19 protein-coding genes are annotated in these 19,700 nt (G+C 42.1%); 10 read left to right on the top strand and 9 right to left on the bottom strand.

The window, feature by feature from the left end; all coding sequences use genetic code 11:
- Window positions 1-7: 7 nt before the first annotated feature.
- The 4 genes from BACINT_RS20530 to BACINT_RS20515 are packed head-to-tail and all read left to right on the top strand — an operon-like array spanning window position 8 to window position 3,061.
- Window positions 8-967, top strand: coding sequence for an SPFH domain-containing protein (locus BACINT_RS20530; protein WP_007666810.1), 960 nt, complete (start codon window positions 8-10; stop codon window positions 965-967).
- A 10-nt stretch (window positions 968-977) separates the two neighbouring features.
- Window positions 978-2,318, top strand: a complete 1,341-nt coding sequence (locus BACINT_RS20525) for an alpha/beta hydrolase (RefSeq protein WP_007666808.1) — start codon at window positions 978-980, stop codon at window positions 2,316-2,318.
- 41 nt (window positions 2,319-2,359) lie between these two features.
- Complete coding sequence (locus BACINT_RS20520; protein WP_007666806.1) at window positions 2,360-2,560, top strand: type II toxin-antitoxin system antitoxin; 201 nt, start codon at window positions 2,360-2,362, stop codon at window positions 2,558-2,560.
- Window positions 2,561-2,578: 18 nt separating this feature from the next.
- Window positions 2,579-3,061, top strand: coding sequence for a hypothetical protein (locus BACINT_RS20515; RefSeq protein ID WP_007666804.1), 483 nt, complete (start codon window positions 2,579-2,581; stop codon window positions 3,059-3,061).
- Between the two features lie 584 nt (window positions 3,062-3,645).
- Here BACINT_RS20515 and BACINT_RS20510 read toward each other — a convergent pair.
- Window positions 3,646-4,260: a response regulator transcription factor gene (locus BACINT_RS20510; RefSeq protein ID WP_007666802.1), complete on the bottom strand. Its 615-nt coding sequence runs from the start codon at window positions 4,258-4,260 to the stop codon at window positions 3,646-3,648.
- The gene (locus BACINT_RS20505; RefSeq protein ID WP_007666800.1) at window positions 4,250-4,954 is read right to left on the bottom strand and encodes a hemerythrin domain-containing protein; all 705 of its coding nucleotides are present in this window, start codon (window positions 4,952-4,954) and stop codon (window positions 4,250-4,252) included. Before BACINT_RS20505 ends, BACINT_RS20510 begins: the two co-directional genes overlap by 11 nt.
- A 167-nt stretch (window positions 4,955-5,121) precedes the next feature.
- Here BACINT_RS20505 and BACINT_RS20500 point away from each other — a divergent pair, with 167 nt between their 5' ends.
- The 5 genes from BACINT_RS20500 to BACINT_RS20480 all read left to right on the top strand — a co-directional run bounded on the left by BACINT_RS20500 (window position 5,122) and on the right by BACINT_RS20480 (window position 10,968).
- A complete protein-coding gene (locus BACINT_RS20500) occupies window positions 5,122-5,484 on the top strand; it encodes a BlaI/MecI/CopY family transcriptional regulator (protein WP_007666798.1) in 363 nt (120 codons plus the stop codon).
- A gap of 21 nt (window positions 5,485-5,505) precedes the next feature.
- Window positions 5,506-7,350, top strand: coding sequence for a TlpA family protein disulfide reductase (locus tag BACINT_RS20495; protein WP_007666797.1), 1,845 nt, complete (start codon window positions 5,506-5,508; stop codon window positions 7,348-7,350).
- Window positions 7,351-7,363: 13 nt separating this feature from the next.
- Complete coding sequence (locus BACINT_RS20490) at window positions 7,364-9,487, top strand: M56 family metallopeptidase (protein WP_021967184.1); 2,124 nt, start codon at window positions 7,364-7,366, stop codon at window positions 9,485-9,487.
- A gap of 15 nt (window positions 9,488-9,502) precedes the next feature.
- Window positions 9,503-10,270 (top strand): TlpA family protein disulfide reductase, encoded by a 768-nt coding sequence (locus BACINT_RS20485; protein WP_007666795.1) that lies wholly within the window; start codon window positions 9,503-9,505, stop codon window positions 10,268-10,270.
- Window positions 10,271-10,362: 92 nt separating this feature from the next.
- Complete coding sequence (locus tag BACINT_RS20480; protein WP_007666794.1) at window positions 10,363-10,968, top strand: TonB-dependent receptor plug domain-containing protein; 606 nt, start codon at window positions 10,363-10,365, stop codon at window positions 10,966-10,968.
- Between the two features lie 16 nt (window positions 10,969-10,984).
- Here BACINT_RS20480 and BACINT_RS20475 read toward each other — a convergent pair whose 3' ends face one another.
- Window positions 10,985-12,160: a peroxiredoxin family protein gene (locus tag BACINT_RS20475; protein WP_007666793.1), complete on the bottom strand. Its 1,176-nt coding sequence runs from the start codon at window positions 12,158-12,160 to the stop codon at window positions 10,985-10,987.
- A gap of 142 nt (window positions 12,161-12,302) precedes the next feature.
- Here BACINT_RS20475 and BACINT_RS20470 point away from each other — a divergent pair, with 142 nt between their 5' ends.
- The gene (locus tag BACINT_RS20470) at window positions 12,303-13,550 is read left to right on the top strand and encodes a carcinine hydrolase/isopenicillin-N N-acyltransferase family protein (protein ID WP_007666792.1); all 1,248 of its coding nucleotides are present in this window, start codon (window positions 12,303-12,305) and stop codon (window positions 13,548-13,550) included.
- 3 nt (window positions 13,551-13,553) lie between these two features.
- Here the strand turns inward: BACINT_RS20470 and miaA are convergent, their stop codons facing one another.
- From miaA to BACINT_RS20440, 6 genes are all read right to left on the bottom strand, one after another.
- Complete coding sequence (gene miaA / locus BACINT_RS20465; protein ID WP_007666786.1) at window positions 13,554-14,450, bottom strand: tRNA (adenosine(37)-N6)-dimethylallyltransferase MiaA; 897 nt, start codon at window positions 14,448-14,450, stop codon at window positions 13,554-13,556.
- A gap of 128 nt (window positions 14,451-14,578) precedes the next feature.
- Complete coding sequence (locus tag BACINT_RS20460) at window positions 14,579-15,136, bottom strand: IS1096 element passenger TnpR family protein (RefSeq protein WP_007666785.1); 558 nt, start codon at window positions 15,134-15,136, stop codon at window positions 14,579-14,581.
- A 23-nt stretch (window positions 15,137-15,159) separates the two neighbouring features.
- On the bottom strand, window positions 15,160-15,927 hold the full coding sequence (lpxA, locus tag BACINT_RS20455; RefSeq protein ID WP_007666783.1) for an acyl-ACP--UDP-N-acetylglucosamine O-acyltransferase: 768 nt from the start codon (window positions 15,925-15,927) through the stop codon (window positions 15,160-15,162).
- 8 nt (window positions 15,928-15,935) lie between these two features.
- On the bottom strand, window positions 15,936-17,321 hold the full coding sequence (locus tag BACINT_RS20450) for a bifunctional UDP-3-O-[3-hydroxymyristoyl] N-acetylglucosamine deacetylase/3-hydroxyacyl-ACP dehydratase (protein ID WP_007666781.1): 1,386 nt from the start codon (window positions 17,319-17,321) through the stop codon (window positions 15,936-15,938).
- 3 nt (window positions 17,322-17,324) lie between these two features.
- A complete protein-coding gene (gene lpxD / locus BACINT_RS20445; RefSeq protein ID WP_007666780.1) occupies window positions 17,325-18,365 on the bottom strand; it encodes a UDP-3-O-(3-hydroxymyristoyl)glucosamine N-acyltransferase in 1,041 nt (346 codons plus the stop codon).
- Between the two features lie 85 nt (window positions 18,366-18,450).
- A complete protein-coding gene (locus BACINT_RS20440; protein WP_007666779.1) occupies window positions 18,451-19,677 on the bottom strand; it encodes an HD domain-containing protein in 1,227 nt (408 codons plus the stop codon).
- Window positions 19,678-19,700 lie beyond the last annotated feature (23 nt).

Below are 19,700 nucleotides of genomic sequence, written 5' to 3'. Positions count from 1 at the left end.
GTAAAGTATGGAAGCAAAAGAATTGAATTTTAATGGATTTAAGATGAACGGTTTCTTAGGATTATTCATTCATCTTATCGTGTTGCCGGCACTTATTTTCTTCGGCTTTATCACATGTGTTCCGACAGCGATTGTAGCTGGTATCCTTTGCATTGTCTGGTGCATCATGTTTGCCGGTTATATGCAATTGGAACCGAATGAAGCCCGGGCCATGGTGTTCTTTGGTAAATACAAAGGGACATTTAAAGAAACAGGCTTTTTCTGGGTTAATCCATTCCTGGATAAGAAGAAGCTCTCTCTTCGTGCACGAAATCTGGATGTGGAACCTATCAAGGTGAACGACAAAATTGGTAATCCTATTCTGATTGGCTTGGTGCTGGTATGGAAACTCAAAGATACCTATAAGGCTATGTTTGAAATTGATTCACAGACCATGGCATCCTCTGCACATACAGTAACAGGCAATGCGAATCAAATTAGTATAGGTAATGCAGTTGCCAGCCGTATGAATGCCTTTGAAAACTTTGTAAAGATACAAAGTGATGCTGCTTTACGTCAGGTGGCCGGGCAATATGCTTACGATGATAACGAAGCGGATACTGAAGAGTTGACACTTCGTTCCGGCGGTGAAGAAATAAATGAGCAATTGGAACAGAAACTGAATGAACGCCTTGCTATGGCAGGTATGGAAGTAGTGGAAGCACGTATCAACTATCTGGCTTATGCACCTGAAATAGCTGCAGTAATGCTTCGCCGTCAGCAGGCTTCAGCTATTATCACTGCCCGCGAGAAAATAGTGGAAGGTGCTGTTTCCATGGTAAAAATGGCTTTGCATAAACTTTCCGAAGAAGAGATTGTTGAATTGGACGAGGAAAAAAAGGCGGCTATGGTCAGTAACCTATTGGTAGTGCTTTGTGCGGATGAGGCTGCACAACCAATTGTAAACGCAGGTACATTAAATCATTAATTCGAATAGTATGAATTTCTCTTTTTTATATAAGTGGGCATTAGTGCTCGGCTTATTGCTGGGACATGTAGTAGCGGTTTTTGCTCAGGATGCAAATATAGATCGTGCAGAGCATGTATATGAATTGTTTGTAGAAAATCAGGCTGATAGCATCCATGCTCTCCTGAACAAGAATTTGCAGGAAAAATTATCTCCGGAAGTTTTTAGGGATATGTTCAAGCAGTCGGAAAAGCAGTTCGGGAAACTTCAGTCCAAAGGCGAATGGCGGAAAGAAAGCGCTGAGGGGATTACGCTCTATCATCGTGATTTGAAGTTTGAGCGTTACGACCTTCGTTTCCTGTTGTCTTTCGATGCTGATGGTGAGATGAATACGATTCGTCTAATGCCTGTGCCTGCTGCTTCTACAGCAAAGCCGGTGGTTTATAATAAAGAGAAGATGCTGGAACGGGATATAACGGTTGGAGCGGATGGCTTTAAACTACCCGGGACAATAACATTGCCTGTAGGGAAGAAAAAGGTTCCTGTGGTAATTCTCGTACATGGTTCCGGTCCGCAAGATCGTGATGAGACTGTTGGACCGAATAAACCTTTTCGTGATTTAGCCTGGGGATTGGCGGAACGTGGCATTGCAACGATCCGTTATGATAAACGTACGAAAGTCTATGGTGCCGCTTGTGTACCGGAAGGTCGTGAAATTGATTATGACACAGAAAGTGTGGATGATGCTATAGCTATTGTTGCTTGGGCGAAGACGTTGCCGGAGGTTGATGCTGACAGTGTTTATGTGTTAGGCCATAGTTTGGGTGCCACACTTGCCCCTCGTATTGCAGAACGGGCCGACGGATTGACTGGAATTATTCTTGTTGCTGCTTTGGCCCGTCCGTTTGAAGATGCAATTGTTGAGCAGATGACCTATATTTCTTCTTTGACAGATTCTTCTGCCCGTGCCAAAGAACAGATTGCTGAAATAAAAAAGCAGGCAGATAATATAAAGAAGTTGGGTACACCGGATTTTGATGACAAACTTCCTTTGCTATTGAATGTTCCTCGTCCCTATTGGGAATTTGCTAATGCTTATAAACCTGTAGAAGTGGCATCTAAATTGACTTTGCCTATGCTGATCTTACAAGGTGAGCGTGATTATCAGGTTACTATGCAGGATTTTGGCTTATGGCGTTTTGGACTTCTGCGTAATAAGAATGCTTTCTTTAAATCTTACCCTAAACTTAATCATATGTTGCAGGAAGGTAGTGGTAAGGCTACTCCATTTGAATATAACCAGGCATCACCTGTAGTGGGATATGTTATGGACGATATTGTATCATTCATCCATAACGGAAGTCTGTTATGATACAAAGTCAATAGTAAATTGTTTAATTGTAAAATAGAATCGTGGCTAAAAAAGAAACTTCAACCAAAAGCTTTGTCTTGCGTGTAGATGCAGCGACTATGGATGCTATTGAAAAATGGGCAGCCGATGAGTTTCGCAGCACTAACGGACAGCTTCAGTGGATTATTGCTGAGGCTTTGCGGAAGAGTGGGCGGATGAAGAAAACTAAAAATATTCCTCCGCCTGAAGAACCGGAATCGTAATTTATAATTCATATTTCTATGTTAAATCTTGGTCCTTATTCAACAAAAGAGTTTCCTAATATCCGTGTGTATCCTACCGTAATAGACCGTATACTGGAAGGTGTTGCAGTTTTATTAGCTGTTGCTGCCTGGGGGTGTGCTATATGGGTGTATACACATGCAGAAGATAAGATTGTAGCAAACTTTTCTCTGTTTGCTGCCGGATTAGGTACTTTCTGTCTTCTTTTGGTAGGTTTCTCTGCGTATCTCCCTATCCGCTGGATACGTTTTCCGGTACGTATTACGGAACGTAATGTGGCAGTGCAGTATCTTATGGCAGTTCGCATTGCCCGGATATTAAATGTTTGTTTAACTTTGCTGTTTCTTACTCTTGTCTTTAGTAAAGTTGAGGTGGAATATGGTATTCCACAAGGCCTGTGTAATATAATAACAGGAGCTGTCGGTGGTTTGCTGATATTGGTGCTTATGGTGTATTATATTTTGGCGTTTAAGTATAAATAGGGATGTTTGCAGGTCTATATACCTAATTATGACTACTGCCTTCTTTCATTATACCTTGTTTTAGGGATTGCGGCATCTTCGTAAATGCCCTACTTTTGCATCATCAGATTTAATGAATTAGTTAGTCATAATTACGTAACCACTTTTATTAAGGAAAAAAGGTTCCCGTCTTCCCCGATGTGATATCGTGAAAGAGCGGGGATTTTTTCATTTAATGCCCTGTTGGCAAGAAGTTAAGAGTTTGTCAGCAGGAAGTTAACTCCTTGTTGACAAACTCTTAGCTTCTTGTAATCCTGAAAAAGTAGTCATAATATTCTTGTTTTCTGTCTATTCTCAGTATGTTTTCATCTTTGTGCTATTGATCAACACAAACAGATAAAAATGAAGTTGGATTTAATAAGGAGGAAGATTGTGTAATGCAAGACTATTGTAGTTAAATATGCAAGAGAAAGTTATTAAATAATGGTATCTGGTATTGAGGAAAGTAGAAAGAATCATTAATTTGTAGTAGTGTTGGGAACTTTAGGAACCAATACAATAAAGATTTGAGGGTATGTCAGGAGTATTTCCTGATGTACCCTTTTTTATAAGTTATCCTTAATATCTTGCAATTCTACCAATTTATTCACAATGGCGTAAATAGTCAAACCTGCCGGAGAATGTATTTGCAGTTTACGGGCGATATTTCGGCGGTGAGTGATAACCGTATGGATGGAAAGATAAAGTTGGTCGGCAATGGCTTTGTTGGTCATGCCTTTCACGACACAGGTAATGATTTCTTTTTCTCGTTGGCTGAGTGTTTCTTGTTCACTCTCTTTTTCTTCTTCGTCGTCAGTGCACAGCAGTTGGTTTATTTTAGTGGCAATGGTTTCCGGATCATCGCATATCGAGAGATGGTCATCGTATTCTTTTAATGAATTACTGTCGATCACGGAACATACAAGGGCCAGATATTTAGTTTCCACCTTCCCATTTTCTACCTTGAATGCAGGAAGGTCAAACCAACCACCAAAAGCAGGGTTGACAATCAGTATATCGGGTGTATGCAAATGTATGTAACTTTGCAAAGATTCTGGGGAAGAAACCTCTATAGGCATTACATTCAGATTAGGCAGGCGCTTCAATACTGTCGTAAGTCCGCTTCGGATGATGACAGAAGTTTCAGCGACTGCTATCTTTACAGAAACATTATTGTTCATTTTTCAATCTCCTTTCCAGTTGGGCTACAGCAGGAACAAACATATAGTCTTCTACCTGGCAGTGTGAAGCAAGGTCATGTTCGCTGTTGAAGATGTCAAAAAGAACAGCATTAAGCTTGTTGTTGTTCTCTTTTTCCGGATAATATTTAATGATGATATTTTTCAGTTCGGTCAGCTTGGATTCAATCTGATTGTGCTTGCTGGCAAAAGTTGCTATATCATAGTTTTCAGCAAGTTTACCTTCAAGCAGCTTTTCGACATAGGTGAACACGGCCTCGTTTTCATATTCCATGTGGCGGCGTACCTCTTTGGCATATTCATCGAAAAATTTCAGAATGAGATAAGCAATATTGTCCGTACCCGAACAATCGATAGCTTCGATCAATTTACGACGGATAACAGGTAATTTAAAATCGAGGAAATAAGTATGTGCCCGTTTTAGGTAATCCATAAGTGCTGAGATAGAAAATACATTTTCATCTCCACTATAGGTATATTGCTCTTCGCTGATGAAATTGGCTACTGCGAGAAAGGTGCGGTAGTCTACGCCTTGTGCCTCACAAACGTCCTTTACACTCTTATCTCCAAATCCCAAGGAGAGTCCAAAGCGGCTCATAACCATTAATAAGGAGTAGTTATCACAGATAAGGTCGCTCATTTTGTCTGTGGCGCGATACTTATGCGGTTCATTCATTGCAGATTATCCTTTCTTTCTTTGTTAATTCGTGCGCAAAGTAACGACTTTTTGATGAAGATTACAATCGCTATTTGTAGGTATTTTAGTGTTTAGTCTTATTTAACGAGAAAAATTAGTTTGCAAACTAAATATTTTAGTTCTTTGCAAAAAACAAATGAAGCGTTATGAAAGGATTGACTGCGAAAGAAGAAGAAATCATGGGATTTTTCTGGGAGAAAGGTCCGTTGTTTGTGAAGGAAATGCTGGCTTTTTATGAAGAGCCCAAGCCGCACTTCAATACTTTGTCCACAATTGTAAGAGGTCTGGAAGATAAAGGTTTTCTGGCGCATAAGACTTACGGTAACACGTACCAGTATTATGCTGTGCTAAACAAGGAGGATTTCAGCAAAGGAACACTGAAGAAAGTAATCAGTAAATATTTCAATAATTCGTATCTTAGCGCAGTATCTTCATTGGTAAAAGAAGAAGATATATCACTGGAAGATTTGAAGCAGCTGATTGCAGAAGTGGAGAGAGGGAAGATATAGTAACTTTAAATATCGAAGATTATGAAAAACATTGCTATAACTTGTTTAGTGTTGGTAGCTGTTTGTGCAGGCTTGCAGGCGAAGAAGGTGGTGAGAGCGCCTTATTTCATGGCAACGAGTACCAGCCAAATAGAATTCCAGAAAGTGACATTAGGGAAAGATACGACATGGATAGAGGCTAAAATATATTCCAGACCGGGTGAAGGAGTAAGAATAGACTCGACTGCCGTTGTACAAGTGGGGGATAAAATGTATGCTTATTGGGGTGGCGATGGATTTTCGAAAGAGTTTTGGACGAATCTTCCGGCTTCGGGTGAGTTGGCTGTGACTTTGAAGTTTGAACCGATTCCTATGGATGCGGAAAGTTTCGACTTTTATGAAATGCCTGCAAAGAAGAGTGAAGGATGGAATATTTATGGGGTGCGTCTGGATGGCAAGAAGCCGGAAATCGGAATACCTGAGAAATTGTTAAATCAGCAATTGGATTATTCTCAGCCTTTGCCTGATCCTGATTTGAAAAATGGAAAGACGGTGATCCGCGGACATATATTGGGTTACAATCCGGTATATGGAACTACTCTGAATTTCAATTGCAGTGACTGGTTCTTTTTTGATGTATTTGGTCAATCCCTTCCGATAGCTGAGGATGGAAGCTTTTATTATGAAACAAACTTGATGATACCGGGTGATGCTACATTGCGAGTGGGACGGAAGAGCTTTGAGATATTTTTGGTACCGGGTGGTGAGCTTGAAATAACATTTAATTTACCGGAAATTTACTGGTCGGAAAGCCGTTTGTTCGGGAAGAAAGATAGAAGACCACTGGTTTGGTTCGAAGGTACGTATGCCGGTCTGAATACTGAATTGACAAAGTATGCAGGACTGACGAGTATTTACAGTGCGGATAATTTTTATGAGAATATTTGCGGTGTCACTCCTGCCCAATATAAAAAGTATGTGACGAAGATTTACGAAAAAAATCGTGATGAAATACTAAAGAATAAGTTACTGAGTGATGCTGCACGTACATACATGATAAACAATCTGGAAATGTCGTATTTCTTTGCTATCAAGGGGTATAAGGGTACAATCAGTTATGCTCCGATGATCAGTGGAAAAAAAGGAGTGAAGCGGGCGGATATGACGGTAGGTGAGAACTATTATGATGATATCCTGAGATTGGATTTTATTCATTCTCCTTATATACGATATGGTGGTTATCCTGATTTTGTCCGTGCTGCAACCGAAGATTTCAAAGGTAAGTTTGAACCGCAACCTATCTGGGAGGATATCTTACGGGCGAAACCTCTAGGATCTATTCTTGCCCGCTTGAAACCATTGTCGGAGAAACAGATGTTGACATTGGATAGTATATCTGAACCGGAAATCAAGAAAGCTTTGACTATCAGAAATCAGAAAGTGATGGATTTACTTGCAGAGAGCGCAAAGAAAACTGGTTACACGATCTGCCAGCTTGATACGGCAGTTACAGCGGACAGTTTGTTAGCAGTTATCACTCGTCCTTATCGTGGTAAAGTGGTTCTGATAGATATGTGGAATACTTGGTGTGGTCCTTGTATGCGAGCTATGAATAGTTTGAAACCAGTTAAAGAAGAACTGAGAGATGTAATATATGTCTATGTAGCGGATGAAAGTTCACCCGAAGGGAAGTGGAAAATCACAATACCTGATATTCATGGAATTCATTACCGGATTACGAATGAACAGAGTGCTGCATTAGGCAAGTTATATGAGTATCCAGGAATACCTACATACTTTGTGATAGATAGGGAAGGGAAGCTTTCATATAAAGTTACAGGTTTCCCCGGTGCGGAAAAGATGAGAGAAGAATTGATTAAATTATAAATTGTACATCCATATGGGAATTTTCTTTGTCTATATACTGAAGTCGTCAGTTTGTCTGGTGGTATTTTATTTATTCTACCGATTATTGCTGAGTCGCGAAACGTTTCATCGTTTCAACCGGGTGGCGCTACTGAGCATTCTGTTGTTATCGTGCCTTTTACCATTGGTAGAGGTAACCGTAGAGGAGCAGACAGAAGTTCATCAAACCATGATGACTTTAGAACAGTGGCTGATGCTGGCAGATATGATGAACACGGCTGATACTACGGATTTGCAGGCAGAGGAAGTGACGGTGACTTGGATACAGGTTGCATTGTTGGTGTATCTGGCAGGAATTTTACTCTTTGCCCTACGCAACGGATATTCATTGTTGAAATTAGGCGGGTTACTAAAATCTGGTAGGAAAGAGAACTTAAGTAAATATATCGATGGGGGAGAGAAAGTGACCCTGATAGTACACGACCGTGATATAGCTCCGTTCAGTTGGATGAAATGTATCGTTATTTCGGAAAAAGATCTGGATGAGAATGGTCGGGAGATACTTATTCATGAATTGGCTCATATTCAAAATCGGCATTCATGGGACTTACTGGTGGCGGATATCTGTATCTTCTTCCAGTGGTTCAATCCGGCTTCATGGTTGCTGAAACAGGAGTTGCAGAATATCCATGAGTACGAGGCTGATGAAACGGTTATTGAAAAAGGCGTTGACGCGAAGCAATATCAACTATTATTAATCAAAAAAGCTGTCGGCACAAGGCTCTACTCTATGGCCAACAGCTTTAATCACAGTAAACTTAAAAAACGTATCACTATGATGTTAAAAGAAAAATCGAATCCGTGGGCAAAATTGAAGTATTTATATATACTTCCGGTAGCAGCTATTGCAGTAACAGCTTTTGCCCGTCCTGAAATCTCAGAAACTGCAGAAGAGATTTCTGCCGTCAAAGTTAATGATTTGACAGCAATTGTGGAAGCAAAAGCCATAAAAAGTACGGAAGAGTCAGTGCAGATAAGTACTGTGTCGCAAGATACGGTAAAGGTGAATTATGTACCAACAGAAGTGAGTCGGAAGTTGCAAGGTACAGCGGTCTTTGAAGTGGTGGAAGAAATGCCGGAATTTCCAGGTGGTGTGGATGCCATGATGGAATATCTCCAGAAGGAGCTGCGTTATCCGGAGTCTGCAAAAGAAAAAGGGATTCAGGGGCGTGTGACGGTACAATTCATTATTGATAAAGAAGGAAATGTGACGAATTCTAAAGTAACCCGTTCGGTAGATAAGGATATGGATGCTGAAGCTATCCGGTTGGTAAAGGCAATGCCGAAATGGAAACCAGGTATGCAGAAAGGGAAGGCGGTAGCAGTGAAGTATACGGTTCCGGTGGTATTTAGGCTGGAAGGTGGAAAGACGGTAAATTCACAGGTGACTGTGAACTCGAAGGTGTCAGAATTCTCGGTTCAAGGTATGAATAATCCTTTGTACATTGTTGACGGTAAAGAAGTCACTTCGTCAATCCTTTCTGCTTTAGATGTGAATAAGATAGAGAGTATGACTGTTCTGAAAAACGAATCGGCTACTGAAGTGTATGGTGAGAAAGGAAAGAATGGTGTAATCCTAATTACTCTGAAAGGAAGCGCTGAGAAGTCTATTACCTTATCAAATAAAAGTTCAGTAGTTAACGTACCTGGATTGAAAGGTGTTTATTTGAATAACCGAAGGGCAGAGTGGGAGGATGTAGATATATTTGTTGATGGTGAGAAGATAGAAATGGCTGGGAGAGCATTGGATGAAGTTGTACCTCCTAATCGGATTGAAAGTATCAGTGTTGAGAAAGAAAGAAATGAAGCTGGAAGAGGTAAAATTTATATTACTACAAAGGCAAAAGAAGGTGTTGAGAAAACGTCTGTTCGGGGTGATATGAAAGTAGAAGGTTTTGTACAGGATAAGGATGGAGAGCCTATTGTGGGGGCTACTGTTCTTATTGAAGGAACCAATATGGGAACAGTCACCGATGTAGATGGACGTTTTGTAATGTCTGCTTCAAAAGAGGATAAGTTGGTGGTTTCTTATATTGGTATGAAGGGTACCAAGGTAAAAGTTGCATCGAAAGTGACGATTACTTTAAAAGATGAATAATCAAGAATATTTTATATGGAAAGGAATTCTCTCTTTTTGTTTCTCTTTATGATGTTTGTTTGGGCGGGGCTTTGCTCTGCCCAGACTACTGGTGACAAGTTTGTTCTCATTGACGGATGCTTTTTCAATGGCATGCCACCGGGAGTTCGGAATGATGAAGGAGCTCAAATGATTATGTTGACAGATGAAAAAGGACATACAGCATTGGAGATACGTCTGAATAAGGGGAAAAAATTACCGGATTATGCGATGAAATACCGGGTTCCGGTAGAAAAAGTACCCGGAGGGGAGGAGCTATTGATGATCTCACGTTCCGGGACACAAAAACCGATGGCGGTTGCCGGAAGTAATACGATTACTCTTGATAAATGGGTAGGTAGGCCATTTCCGGATTTTGAAGTAAAGGATACGGCAGGACGGGTATGGACAAAAGCGGATATTCTCGGAAAGCCTTTTGTGCTGAACTATTGGCATACAGGTTGCCGGCCTTGTATCAAAGAGATGCCGGATTTGAATGAATGGATGAAGATCTGCCCGAATGTGACTTATTTTTCTACGACTTGGAATACGCCGGAACAAATAAAGAAGATTGTGGAGAACCGTCCTTTCCTTTTTACGCATATTGCCGATGAATTATTTTTCTTCAATCTGTTTAAAGTACAGGTTACACCGACTACAGTGTTGGTAGATAAGAAAGGTATTATCCGCTATTGGGAAGAAGGTACAAGCGAGAGTAAACGAGCATATCTGCTTGATAGGTTAAAGGAATTATCTGCTGAATAAATACTTTGTTTCTTATTTTTTTTGTTTAAATCATTACTTTTAAGTATTTTTGTTTGAGACGGTTTAGATTCTATCACTTAAAAGATAATGCTATGAGACAAAGAAAACAAATTCACCAGGGATATAGCTTCTTTTGGGGAGTATTTCTATTATTAGTAATGTCTGCCGCTATATCTATTCATGCTGAAGCCCCTTTCATGAAGGAGCTTGTAATTTTCAAAGATACTTTGAAGAATGACACACTTGTGACACAGTCTCCGAAGAAAGATGGTACATTGGTTATCAGAGACCGTATTCCTATTCCATCCAATGAGCCTTTATACATTGTAAATGGGTTAGAGCTTCCTTATGAAATCTTTGCGGCATTGAATCCTATGCACATTGAAAGCATTGATATTTTGAAAGATGCTTCGGCTACTGCTATTTATGGTACACGTGGAATAAATGGAGTCATAGTTCTGAAACTGAAAACTCCACAGCAAATGAAGGAAGAAAAAACGATTAAGCAGATTGATGAGTTGCTGAAACCGAGAGGTGTTGACAGGCGAAATGCACGTTATTATATTAATGGAAAAGAAGTTCCGGCCAGCACTGCGTATCAAACGAACATCGAACAAATGGAAGTGAAAACCGGTGCAGACGGAACTTTGGAAATCTATATTAAACCAATGATTTTCATAAGGGGAGAATATGAATAAGAAATTATCCGCCTTTTTATTTACCCATCTCCTTTTCTAATAATTCTTTGAGGGGCTGATAGATGCCGCTATATCCCCTCAGAAGAGTTTTTCCTTCGGGTGAGATAACCATCAGGATAGGAACTCCGTTGAAGTAATAATCATCGGCAATAAAGCTATTTTCCTTTTGATTTGTATATACAGTGGCCCAGGGTGGATAAAACAGTGAAGCAACTTCTGAGTCTTGAGAAAGAGTTTCTGGTTGCTTATCGCCAGTGAATCCTAAGATTTCAAAACCTTTATCGTGGTATTCCTCGTAGAGTTTCAATAAGCGCGGATGTACCCAGGTAGTTCCAGGACATCCATATCCCCAATGATAAATAAGTAAATATTTACCACGGTAGTCCGACAAAGAAATACGGGCACTATCAGAAGTGATTACGGTAAACTCGCTTGGGGTGTTTCCCGGTTCTATATTTTTCATGACCTTGAGCAACTGTTCCAGTTTTCTCCCGATAGTCGATGATTTAATTTCGGGAGTAAAACGAGTGAATCTTTCTGCAGCTTCCGAATAAGAGACTCTGTTTACGGCTTGCAGATATTCCCAAGCGGCATATTCACTGTCATCTGCCGTATTGCGGAATTCTTTCAGAGCTTCACTTAGTTCGCTGGAACGGCATTGACTGTATGCTTGGTTATAATACATCATAGAGTCGGGATTGGCCTGTGGGGTGCCTCGCAGGTTTGCAAAATAGTATAGTTTGCGATATATTTTGTTTTGTTCCACTGTTATACTATCTTCCAGGGTTAGGATGCGTTGTAAACGCGGATCATCATACATTCCGCCCTCTTTGTGCATGGCAGGAAAGAACTCTACATTCCCCTTTACTTTCAGATGATCGCCCGGACGGGCATAGAATACAAAGCCACGATTGCAATATCTTAAAGGTTCCGTTTGAGAAGGATGGTAGGTTATGATGTAAAGCTTTGTCTCATCCGTCTGTTTGCAGAAAGAAAATTTTCCTTCTTTTGTTGCTATGAAAGTATCACGGTCGCCTTCTTTCCAGTCCGGTAGTAGATGGTGGGTAAGAATAAGTGTGTCTCCGATTTGTATTCCCTGCGTTGTAGCATCTATTCGGAAATTAGGTGCCGTAGTGCAAGAACTGACTGTGAGAATGAATATAAATATTGCCAGTGGAATAAGTGGTTTCATAGTACTGTACTTTTTAGTTGCGTTCAAAAGTAATTAATCCTATTGAGATATTCAACCGGAACTAAATAATTCTGATCTTTTTGAATACTTCTTTAGTAGAAAATCTTATTTTTGTATCAGCTTCCCAAATACCTGATGACTTATGTTGAAACAAATATCCTTATTAATCCTGTGTGCGGTAGCAATCGTTTTGTTCGCTACTCCTGTGCATGCTTGTACTTCTGCTGTTGTATCGGGTAAAGTGACACTCGATGGGCGCCCTCTGCTTTGGAAAAACCGTGATACGGACTTTATGCGAAATCATGTTGACTATGTGAAAGGCGAGAGGTATGACTTTATTGCTGTAGTGAATAGTGCCAATGCATATCTGAAAGAGGCATGGATGGGAACTAACTCTGCAGGATTCGCTTTGATGAATACACAATCGTATAACTTGGTGGATGTAAAAGGTGATGAAGAACGGGGAGCCGCCAATGGGCGTGTTATTTATCGTGCACTTGAAGTTTGTGCTACGGTAGAGGACTTCTGTCATTTTCTGGATACCATTTCCAAGCCCAGTGATATCGAAGCTAATTTTGGTGTAATCGATGCACAAGGTGGTGCAGCTATGTTTGAAGTAGATTATTATAAATATGTGATGTATGATGCCAATAACCCGAAGGATGCTCCTTATGGTTATATTGCCCGTACTAACTTCTCTTTTGCAGGTAAGGTGAACGAGGGGGCCGGCTATGTGCGCTATATGGAAGCAGACCAGGTGCTGATGAAAGCTTCGGCTACAGGTAACATTACCCCACAGTTTATTTTCAATGATTTATCCCGTTCGTTCCGTAACCGTATGCTGGATATTGATTTGCGTAGCGGGGGGTATAATCGTCCTCAGGCATCGGGCTGGTTTATAGATCAGGACTTCATTCCGCGTAGCAGTACATCGTGTTCGGTGGTGGTACAGGGGGTAAAACCGGGTGTGAAGGCCGAACTGACTACCATGTGGACCCTGTTAGGGTATCCTCCTACCGGTATAGCTGTCCCGCTGTGGGTGAAAGATGCCGGTAAACTTCTTCCCGGAATGGTACGTTTTAACAGAGAACATGAGGCAGCTCTGCTCAGTGATTGGTCACTTCGCTTGGCAGACAGAGTTTTCAGCTATAAGCAGGGAATGGGCACCGGACGTTATCTGAATTGGGAGAGGTTGTATAGTCCTGGGAAAGGTGACGGTTATATGACAGTGATTACTGAAGTGGAAGATGAAGTATTCCGTACGACGAAGCCATTGCTGGAAGAGTGGTACAAAAAAGGAAGCCTCGATACCCAAGCAATACCGAAGCTGTATGACGAACTGGAGTCATCCATTAGAATGATTTATCAGAGTTTACTGGAATCAGAATAGAACTTACATTACCGAACGGAGGTACGCTAGTATCTCCGTTTCTTGTTCCGGATGGAACCAACGGATTTCTTCATCTTTCCTGAACCATGTCATTTGCTTGCGCGAATAGATGCGGGAGTTCTGTTGGATTTTCTCTATGGCAAAAGGCAAGGTCCATTCTCCGTCCAGATATTTGAACATTTCTTTATAACCTACCGTATTCAATGAATTAAGTGCCCGGTAAGGATATACCTTTCTGGCTTCTTCTTCCAGGCCATCCTCTATCATAATCTCTACCCGTCGGTTTATGCGTTCGTAAAGTTCTTCCCGATCGCGCGTCAATCCTATTTTGATGATGCGGAAGGGGCGCTCTTTTTTCTGTTGGGTGCGGAATGAAGTGTAAGTTTTTCCAGTCATATAGCATATCTCCAGTGCATGGATTACACGTTTAGGATTCTTCAGATCCACTATTCTGTAGTATTCCGGGTCGAGTAACTTTAGCTCTGCGCACAATCTTTCCAGACCTTCCGTTTCATACTTATGCAGCATCACTTGGCGTGTTTCAGCATCTACGGTCGGAATATCATCAATGCCTTTGCAAACGGCATCCACATACATCATAGAACCGCCAGTAAGCAATACTATATCCTGTTCGGTAAATAAGATTTCCAGAAGCTTCAGTACCTCCGTTTCATATTGGGCGGCACTGTAATAATCGGTGAGTTGCAAGGTTCCTACGAGGTAATGTTTCACGCGTTGCAGTTGCTCGGGGGTAGGGGCTGCCGTTCCTATTTTCAAGTCGGCATAGAGTTGCCGGGAGTCTGCGGAAACGATGCAAGTTTGGTAATGCTCAGCCAGCCGCAGGCTGAGTTCGGTCTTTCCGACTCCGGTCGGTCCAATAAGCACTATCAGGGTTTTCATAAGGAAATGGTATTTAGAGAATAATTTCCCATCCGCAGATAACGCGGATAACGCAGATCTCTTCTAGGCTTAAGTCTTTCAAATCTGTGTTATCCGCGTTATCTGCGGATGAAAATTCTAAAATAATATTAGAACTTTTCTTCCTCGAACGGTGTGCCACCTTCACCTCTGCCTATGTCAAAACCTTCCTGGTCGAAATCTTCCAAATCAAAGTCCTGGTCTCCATAGAAGTTTTCATCCAGATCGAGTGATCCGCTGTTGGCTGCCATTTCTTCGAAGTCAATAGTCTGTTTCGGGGCATCGCCTTCCTTTTTGGTACACTTGGCACCTTTCATTTCCTTTCCGGTAATGATCTCGGAAAGTTCAATGAAGAAACAGCGTTCTGTCATGTAGTCGAACACATAGAGTAACTTCTGCTTTTCATCTTCTATCAGTTCGCTGATAGTGGTGTCTTTCATTACCCAACTGTCCATTTCCGGATTGTCATCCATCTCTTCCAGTGTGATTTCCTTTTCTTTTTCCCAATCATCATCACAGATGAAGAAAGAAGTCATCTGGTCGTTAGTATAGCCTACTGACTTCACTATAGCCTCATGGAAGTCGTAGAATGTAGCTTCCGGGTCAATTTGTATTTCTCTTACGAAGTCGTCCACTTCATCGGAGATAAGTGTAAATCTGTATATCATATTCTAATTACTTTATCGTTTTATCACCTAATAATACCACGTTCGGAGTCACGGATGAAGCTGACAATATATTCTATTTCCGGGCTCGTCGGAATTTCTTCTTCTATTTTCTTTAATGCATCTGAAGTGTTCAAGCCACTTTGGTAAATGATACGGTATGCATTGTGTATGTTCTCAATGGTTTTATTGGAGAACCCGCGACGACGCAACCCGATAATGTTGATACCACTGTAAGCAATCGGTTCCCGACCTGCAATGATGTATGGCGGAATATCCTTACTGAAACGGCACCCGCCTTGTATCATGCCATATCCACCTACACGGCAGAATTGATGCATCAATACATTAGCGCTGATAATGGAGAAATCGTCTATAACTATCTCACCTGCCATTTTGGTAGAGTTACCTATGATACAGTAATTACCGACAAGAGCGTCATGAGCTACATGCACACCTTCCATCAACAGGTTGTTGTTACCGATAATGGTTCTGCCTTTGGCAGCCGTACCGCGATTGATGGTGACATTTTCACGAATGGTATTGTTGTCACCGATTTCAGCGGTACTCTCTTCTCCCTGAAATTTCAGATCCTGAGGGATAGCACCGATAACAGCTCCCGGAAAAATAGTATTTCCATTGCCGATACGTGAACCGTACAGAATGTTGGCATTTGCCATAATCTTGTTGTTATCGCCGATTACCACATTCTTGTCGATGAATACAAAAGGAGCAATCTCTACGTTTTCCCCGATTTTTGCCTCGGGATGAATATACGCTAAGGGACTTATCATGCTTTGAATTATTTGTTCTTAACTATTTGTGCCATAAACTCTGCCTCGCAAACCACTTTCTCGCCTACGAACGCATAACCTTTCATCGTGGAAATGCCACGGCGGATAGGTGCAAGTAGTTCCACACGGAAGATAAGGGTATCACCCGGCACTACCTTCTGACGGAACTTCACACCATCTATCTTCATGAAATAGGTAGAATAGCGTTCGGGTTCGTCTACGGAGTTCAATACAAGCAGGCCGCCTACCTGTGCCATAGCTTCAACCTGTAATACACCCGGCATTACCGGTTCCTGTGGGAAGTGTCCTTGGAAGAAAGGCTCGTTGGCGGTGATATTCTTCACGCCTACAATATAATTGGCACCTATTTCAATCACCTTGTCCACTAATTGGAATGGGTAACGGTGCGGCAACAGTTCGCGGATACGGTTTACATCCATGATGGGTTCGCGGTTACAGTCGTAAGTCGGAGCCTGTATATCGTGCAGGCGGATTTCCTTACGCATCTGGCGGGCGAACTTGTTATTAATGGTATGTCCCGGACGGGTAGCGATGATACGTCCCTTGATGGGTTTGCCTATCAAAGCCAAGTCACCGATTACGTCGAGCAGTTTGTGACGGGCACATTCATTGGCCCATACCAGTGGTTTGTGGTTGATGTAACCCAATTGTTTGGCATCCATGTGGGGAACCCCCATTACGTCGGCCAGTTTATCGAAGTCTTCCTGAGACATTTCACGTTCGTAGATTACGATAGCATTGTCCAGATCCCCCCCTTTGATAAGGCCGGCTTGCAATAATGGCTCTATTTCGCGTACAAATACGAATGTGCGGCTGGCAGCTACTTCGTCTTTGAACTTTGACATATCCTCCAGAGTTGCAAACTGGTTGGGAATGATGGTCGAGTCGTAAGATACCAGCACATTCAGACTGAAGTTCTCGTCGGGCAACACGATGATGGAAGAACCAGTCTTTTCATCGCGGAACTCGATCTTTGACTTGATAATATAGAAATCTTTAACGGCGTTTTGTTCTTCTGTACCGACGCGCTCTATCTCTTTTGCATAGTATTGGGCGCTACCGTCCAGAATGGGAAACTCGGGACCGTTGACTTGTATCAGGCAGTTATCGATGCCTAAGGCATAGAGGGCTGCCATGCCGTGCTCTACAGTACTAACCTTCACGCCATTCTTGGAAAGAACAGTGCCGCGAGTGGTTTCAGTCACGTTGTCCGCAACCGCATCAATGATAGGTTGTCCCTCCACGTCGGTGCGCTGGATTTTATATCCGTGGTTGTCCGGAGCCGGATTGAAAGTAACGGTCAGGTCAAGTCCCGTGTGAAGACCTTTACCACTGAGGGAAAAACTGTCTTTCAGAGTCTTTTGTTTCAACATTTGTTACTTATTTATTTGTTGTTTTAATTCATTCAGTTCTTTACGGAGCTGGCGGAGTTCTGTTAGCATATCCGGCAGGTTCCGTTGGGCAACAGAGGCTCTAAAGTATTGTTTCGGGTCCATGGGAGGAGTACCGATTAACTGGCTGCCATCCTTAATATTACTGGGAACACCGGACTGTGCTCCGAGGTTCACTTTATTTCCGATATGGATATGTCCTGCAATGCCTACCTGACCGCCGAACATACACCATTCGCCTATTTTGGTAGATCCTGCAATGCCCACTTGCGCTGCCATAACGGTGTTTGCACCGATTTCGTCATTGTGGGCTACCTGTATCAGGTTGTCCAGTTTCACACCTTTGTGTACGATGGTTGCACCCATTGTAGCACGGTCCACGCAAGTGTTTGCGCCTATCTCTACATTGTCTTCCAGTATTACGATACCGATTTGAGGTATTTTTTCGTAACCTTCGGGAGTTGGAGCGAAACCAAAACCATCCGCACCGATCACACTGCCGGAATGTAGGATGCAATGATTGCCTATCCGACAGTCATGATAAATGGTTGTATTGGCATATAAGATACAATCGCTGCCCACTTTGGCACCACTGCCTACAGTGGCATGCGGATGTATCATTGTATTGTCTCCTACTTCTGCATACTCACCAATGCAAGCAAAGGGCGCAATGTAAACATCCTTTCCGATTTTAGCAGTTTCTGCAACGAAAGCTAACGGGTCAATACCAGCACGTTTAGGCTTACTTTGTTCGTAAAGGTTGAGCAATTTAGCCAAACTTTCGTAGGCATTATCCACCTTAATTAAAGTAGCTTTTATTTCTTGTTCAGGAACGAAGTCTTTGTTTACCAGTACGATACTGGCTTTGGTTTCGTAGATATAAGATGTATATTTGGGGTTGGACAGAAACGATATAGCACCGGGGATGCCTTCTTCTATCTTGGCAAAAGTATGTACAGTTGCATTCTCGTCTCCAACGATTTCTCCTTGGATAAATGTTGCAATTTGTTTAGCAGAGAACTCCATTGTCTTATTCTTGTTAGATGGTTTCAAATCACAAATAACGGACTTTTTTTTTATATTTCCTTGTCCTTGGGTGAATATTTTATACTTACCTATGCAAACGTTGGTAGCAGAGATAGTATTTTTTTACCTTTTTAGACAGTAGGGAAATATTGAGCATGTCCGATGCTTCAGCAATATTCTTGATACTTCCGTCTTTATAAAGGATATCAATGCTATCGTCTGCCGGGTCGTACATATTCTTCTCGATGCTGGGGGTAGAGACGAAATAGCTCGCTTCAGAGAGGGGTATGTCCAGTTGCTGACTGATTTGCAAAGTTAACTCTTTTTTCCTTTCTTCACATATTGGTTCGGTAGAAATTTCCACTTTAAAGATATTACGGTTGATCATACCGAAGCTCAGTGTGGATAAAACCTTGTCACTGTGGGTGCTCCAGACCTTTAATGCGGTCCATATATCATTGTCGTCCAGTTGGATAAAATTCTCTAGGCACTCCGGATTGTTATAGAAAGTTTCCTTGTTGATGTCATTGTAAAGGAAAAAACGCAATGCTGGTGAAGCAAATAATTCCACACCTTTACTTGCTAATTCTTTAGCACGGAGCAAGGCGCTGATGAGCATTTTCTCGTATGCAACGGACGTTTTGTGCAGATATACCTGCCAGTACATTAGACGGCGGGCAGTGAGGAAGTTTTCAATGGAATAGATACCTTTGGATTCTACCACGAGATGGTCTTCTTTCACATCGAGCATCTTGATGATGCGTGCCGAGCCGATGTTGCCTTCCGTTACGCCGGTGTAGAAACTGTCGCGGCGCAGGTAGTCCATGCGGTCCATGTCAAGTTGTCCGCTGACCAGTTGGTGCAGGAACTTCTTGGGGTATTCGTCCTTGAATATCTGGATGGCAAGTGTGAGTTGCCCGTTCATTTCTTTGTTGATACGTTCCATCAGCATGAGGGAGATATCCTCGTGAGATACACCCTGTACGATGGTGTCTTCCAGTACATGAGAGAAAGGACCGTGTCCGATGTCATGCATCAGAATGGCTGCCTGTACTGCTTCGGCTTCACTGTCGAAAATGAAGTTTCCCTTGCTGGCGAGCTGCTGGACAGCTTCGCTCGTCAAATGGAAAGCCCCCAACGAATGTTGAAAGCGCGTGTGCTGTGCACCGGGATAAACCACAGACGACAAACCCAGTTGCTTGATGCGGTTTAAACGTTGCAAAAGAGGATGCCGCACGATGTCGTACAGCAACCCCTTCGGGATATTGATGAACCCGAACACCGGGTCGTTAATGATCTTTCGTTCGAACACGTTGTTAGTGATTAAGGGTAAGT

Source organism: Bacteroides intestinalis DSM 17393 (assembly GCF_000172175.1).
Classification (GTDB): domain Bacteria; phylum Bacteroidota; class Bacteroidia; order Bacteroidales; family Bacteroidaceae; genus Bacteroides; species Bacteroides intestinalis.
This window is presented reverse-complemented; position numbering and strand designations above follow the sequence as displayed.

Bases quoted from the DNA above. Each gene is read 5' to 3' on its own strand.
- BACINT_RS20480 (WP_007666794.1), top strand. From the start codon at position 10,363: ATGAGACAAAGAAAACAAATTCACCAGGGATATAGCTTCTTTTGGGGA.
- BACINT_RS20490 (WP_021967184.1), top strand. From the start codon at position 7,364: ATGGGAATTTTCTTTGTCTATATACTGAAGTCGTCAGTTTGTCTGGTG.
- BACINT_RS20460 (WP_007666785.1), bottom strand. From the start codon at position 15,136: ATGATATACAGATTTACACTTATCTCCGATGAAGTGGACGACTTCGTA.
- BACINT_RS20500 (WP_007666798.1), top strand. From the start codon at position 5,122: ATGAAAGGATTGACTGCGAAAGAAGAAGAAATCATGGGATTTTTCTGG.
- BACINT_RS20530 (WP_007666810.1), top strand. From the start codon at position 8: ATGGAAGCAAAAGAATTGAATTTTAATGGATTTAAGATGAACGGTTTC.
- BACINT_RS20485 (WP_007666795.1), top strand. From the start codon at position 9,503: ATGGAAAGGAATTCTCTCTTTTTGTTTCTCTTTATGATGTTTGTTTGG.
- miaA (WP_007666786.1), bottom strand. From the start codon at position 14,450: ATGAAAACCCTGATAGTGCTTATTGGACCGACCGGAGTCGGAAAGACC.
- lpxD (WP_007666780.1), bottom strand. From the start codon at position 18,365: ATGGAGTTCTCTGCTAAACAAATTGCAACATTTATCCAAGGAGAAATC.
- BACINT_RS20525 (WP_007666808.1), top strand. From the start codon at position 978: ATGAATTTCTCTTTTTTATATAAGTGGGCATTAGTGCTCGGCTTATTG.
- BACINT_RS20515 (WP_007666804.1), top strand. From the start codon at position 2,579: ATGTTAAATCTTGGTCCTTATTCAACAAAAGAGTTTCCTAATATCCGT.
- BACINT_RS20470 (WP_007666792.1), top strand. From the start codon at position 12,303: ATGTTGAAACAAATATCCTTATTAATCCTGTGTGCGGTAGCAATCGTT.
- BACINT_RS20510 (WP_007666802.1), bottom strand. From the start codon at position 4,260: ATGAACAATAATGTTTCTGTAAAGATAGCAGTCGCTGAAACTTCTGTC.
- lpxA (WP_007666783.1), bottom strand. From the start codon at position 15,927: ATGATAAGTCCCTTAGCGTATATTCATCCCGAGGCAAAAATCGGGGAA.
- BACINT_RS20450 (WP_007666781.1), bottom strand. From the start codon at position 17,321: ATGTTGAAACAAAAGACTCTGAAAGACAGTTTTTCCCTCAGTGGTAAA.
- BACINT_RS20495 (WP_007666797.1), top strand. From the start codon at position 5,506: ATGAAAAACATTGCTATAACTTGTTTAGTGTTGGTAGCTGTTTGTGCA.
- BACINT_RS20475 (WP_007666793.1), bottom strand. From the start codon at position 12,160: ATGAAACCACTTATTCCACTGGCAATATTTATATTCATTCTCACAGTC.
- BACINT_RS20505 (WP_007666800.1), bottom strand. From the start codon at position 4,954: ATGAATGAACCGCATAAGTATCGCGCCACAGACAAAATGAGCGACCTT.